A 3,269-nucleotide genomic window follows, 5' to 3' on the forward strand; every position below is an offset into this window, starting at 1 on the left:
GCCAGGCTAGCCCCCCCGGGGGGCAGCGAACCACGCGAAGCGGGAAGCGTGGGGGCATCGGCCGCCAGCGCCGGGCCGCCCCAAGCCAGGCCAGCCCCCTCGGGGGGCAGCGAACCACGCGAAGCGGGAAGCGTGGGGGCCTTTTTGAGCCAGCGGGCCGACATCATGGGCACCAGCGTGAGCGACACCACTGCGGAAATCAGGATGGTGATGGACAGCGTAATGGCAAATTCGCGGAACAGCCGTCCCACCACATCGCCCATGAAAAGCAGCGGAATCAGCACGGCGATCAGCGATACCGTCAGCGAGATGATGGTGAAACCAATCTGTTTCGCGCCCTTGAAGGCAGCGGCCATCGGCTCTTCGCCTTTCTCAATGTAGCGCGAGATGTTCTCGATCATCACGATGGCGTCGTCGACCACAAAGCCGGTGGCGATCGTCAACGCCATCAAGCTGAGGTTGTTCAGGCTGTAACCCAGCAGATACATCGCGCCGCAAGTGCCGATCAGCGAAATCGGCACGGCCAGGCTGGCAATGACGGTGGCGCGCAGGCTGTGCAAAAAGGCAAAAATGACCAGCACCACCAGCAGCACGGCCAGCAGCAGTTCAATCTCGACATGCAGCACCGATGCGCGTATGCCGGTGGTGCGGTCGCTCAATATATCGACGCGAATGGAAGTGGGCAGGCCGGACTGCAGCTCGGGCAGGCGAGCCTTGATGGCATCGACCGTGGCAATCACGTTGGCGCCCGGCTGGCGCTGCACATTCAGGATGATGGCGGGTACCAGACGCCGGCCGGGCGTGCCCAGGCAATTATTTCCTTCGGAAGCGGCATAGGCAGCGGCCGCTGAACACTCGATACTGGCCCAGGCGCCGAGCTTTGTGTTTTCAGCACTGTCGACGACTTTTGCCACGTCCGACACGCGGACCGCCGCGCCGTTGCGGTAGGCGATGATAAGGTTCTGGTAATCGCTGGCGGCCAGCAACTGGTCGTTTGAATTGATGGAATAGGAGCGCGTCGGCCCATCGATACTGCCCTTGGCGCCGTTGGCATTGGCTGCGGTGATGGCGGTTCGCAGCGAGTCGAGCGCCAGTCCGTAAGACGCCAGCGCGCGGGTATCGGCCTGAATGCGAACGGCAGGGCGCTGACCGCCGCTGAGCGAGACCAGACCGACCCCATTGACCTGGCTGATCTTCAGGGCCAGCCGGGTGTTGACGATGTTCTGCACTTCCGTCAGCGGCAGCGTGTCGGAGGTGATGGCCAGCGTCAGCACCGGCGCATCGGCCGGATTGACCTTGGCATAAACCGGCGGCGCGGGCAGGTCGGCCGGCAACAGCGAGCCGCCGGCATTGATGGCCGCCTGCACTTCCTGCTCGGCCACATCGAGCGTGAGCCCCAGGCCGAACTGCAGCGTGACGATGGACACGCCGGCAGCGCTGGTTGAGCTCATGCGGGCGAGGCCGGCCATCTGGCCAAACTGACGCTCGAGCGGCGCCGTCACGGTTTGCGCCATCACCTCGGGACTGGCGCCGGGGTATAGCGTCTGCACCTGGATCGTCGGGTAATCGACTTGCGGCAGGGCCGAGAGGGGCAAAAATTTGAAGCCCAGCATGCCGGCCAGCACGATGGCGATCATCAGCAACGAAGTTGCCACCGGGCGCAAAATGAAGGGTCGGGATGGACTTAAAGCCGAGGCATCCGCGGGTGCGTCGAATGACGAGTCTGGCTGGCTCATGATCCCTCGGCTTGCGAAGCGCGGCGGCGGCGCTGCCAGCCCGAAGCCGCGGCTGTCGGCGCACCGGTTGCCTCAGGTTGCGATGCTGCGGATGCAGGTGCAGATGCCGTGGGTGCGGATGCCTCAGCGCCTGGCTGCGAGCCACTGGCACGCGCACGCTTGCCACCTCCGGCTGCCCGGCCAGCCCCGGCAGGTGAGTCGCCTGGCAGCACCACGCTGGCACCGTCCTTGAGCCGGTCAGCGCCTTCGGTAATGACCTGTTCGCCCACCTTCAGCCCAGAGGCCACGACGATCTTGTCCACCGTCGCCTGGCCGCGTTGTACGGATCGCTGGCTGACGGTGCGCTCTGCGGCGTTCACCACGTAGACATAGTCGCCGTCATTGCCGTGGCGCAGCGCGGTGACCGGCACCACCACGGCGTTCGCTATCGTCCTGAGTTGCAACTGCACGTTGACAAACTGGCTGGGAAACAGCGCCAGTTGGCTGTTGGCAAAACGTGCCTTGGCCTTCACCGTGCCCGTGGTGACGTCGACCTGGTTGTCCAGCGAGGCAAAAAAGCCGGTGTCCAGCGCGTTGGAGCGGGTCCGGTCAAGCGCTGTGGCTTTCATGACCGTGCCAGCAGCGGCGGCTTGCTGCAACTGGCCCGCCTGGTCTTGCGGCACGGCAAACACCACGTCGATGGGACTGACTTGCGTGATCAGAGCGATGCCGTTGACGTCGCTGCTGCTGACCACGTTGCCGACGTCGACGGTGCGCAGGCCAACCCGGCCGCTGATGGGTGCCAGTACGCGGGCATAACCCAGATTCAGGCGCGCCGAACCTTCGTTCGCCTTGTCAATGACGACCGTGCCTTCGAGCTGCTTGACGAGGGTGGCCTGCGTATCAACATCCTGGCGCGCAATCGAGTCCTGCTCCAGCAGGGTCTTGAAGCGCTGCAGCGTGACGCGGGCGCTGTCGAGTTGTGCTTCATCTCGCTGGCGCTGTCCGCTGGCTTGCAACAGTGCCATTTCAAACTGCCGCGCATCGATGGTGGCTAGCAGTTGCCCGGCGCGCACCATCTGGCCTTCGGTGAACAACACCTTTTCCATCACGCCGGAAACTTGCGGCCGCACCTTCACGCTGGCTTGTGGCGTCACGGTGCCCAGCGCTTCCAGGAAGACTGGAATGCTGGACCGCTCGGCGGTGGCGACGCCCACGGTGGTCGAGGGCGCGCCGCGGCGACCTCCCGCACCGGCCGGCCCCGCCGCGCCGGCAGTGGCGCCGGGGGCAGGGGTCGGGTGGGTCAGGCGCCAGGTCAGCCAGCCGGTGCCGGCCAGCGCGAGTATGACGATCAGGCTTCCCACGACGGCGGTGCGGCGACTCAAGCGCTTGCGTGGTGCCGCATCGGGGTCGTTGTGCGGCGCATCGGCTCTGGAGTCCATCTGCTGTCCTTTTTTTTATGGGCTTAGCGGCTAATTTGGCGCTGGATTTACATCGTGCATGCAGGGGGTATGAGGTCACTTTCATGACACGTCTGGCAGTCGGCTTTCATCC

Annotated in this window: 2 protein-coding genes; both read right to left on the reverse strand. The window is 64.8% G+C overall.

All coding sequences use genetic code 11. The features are described 5' to 3' along the window. A partial coding sequence (locus HHJ19_RS15430; protein WP_296908757.1) for an efflux RND transporter permease subunit occupies positions 1–1,736 on the reverse strand: 1,736 nt, incomplete at its 3' end. After that, positions 1,733–3,157: an efflux RND transporter periplasmic adaptor subunit gene (locus HHJ19_RS15435; RefSeq protein ID WP_296908758.1), complete on the reverse strand. Its 1,425-nt coding sequence runs from the start codon at positions 3,155–3,157 to the stop codon at positions 1,733–1,735. The genes HHJ19_RS15435 and HHJ19_RS15430, both read right to left, overlap by 4 nt. Between the last annotated feature and the right edge of the window lie 112 nt (positions 3,158–3,269).

The sequence above is a fragment of the Polaromonas sp. genome (genome assembly GCF_012927415.1).
GTDB lineage: Bacteria > Pseudomonadota > Gammaproteobacteria > Burkholderiales > Burkholderiaceae_C > Polaromonas.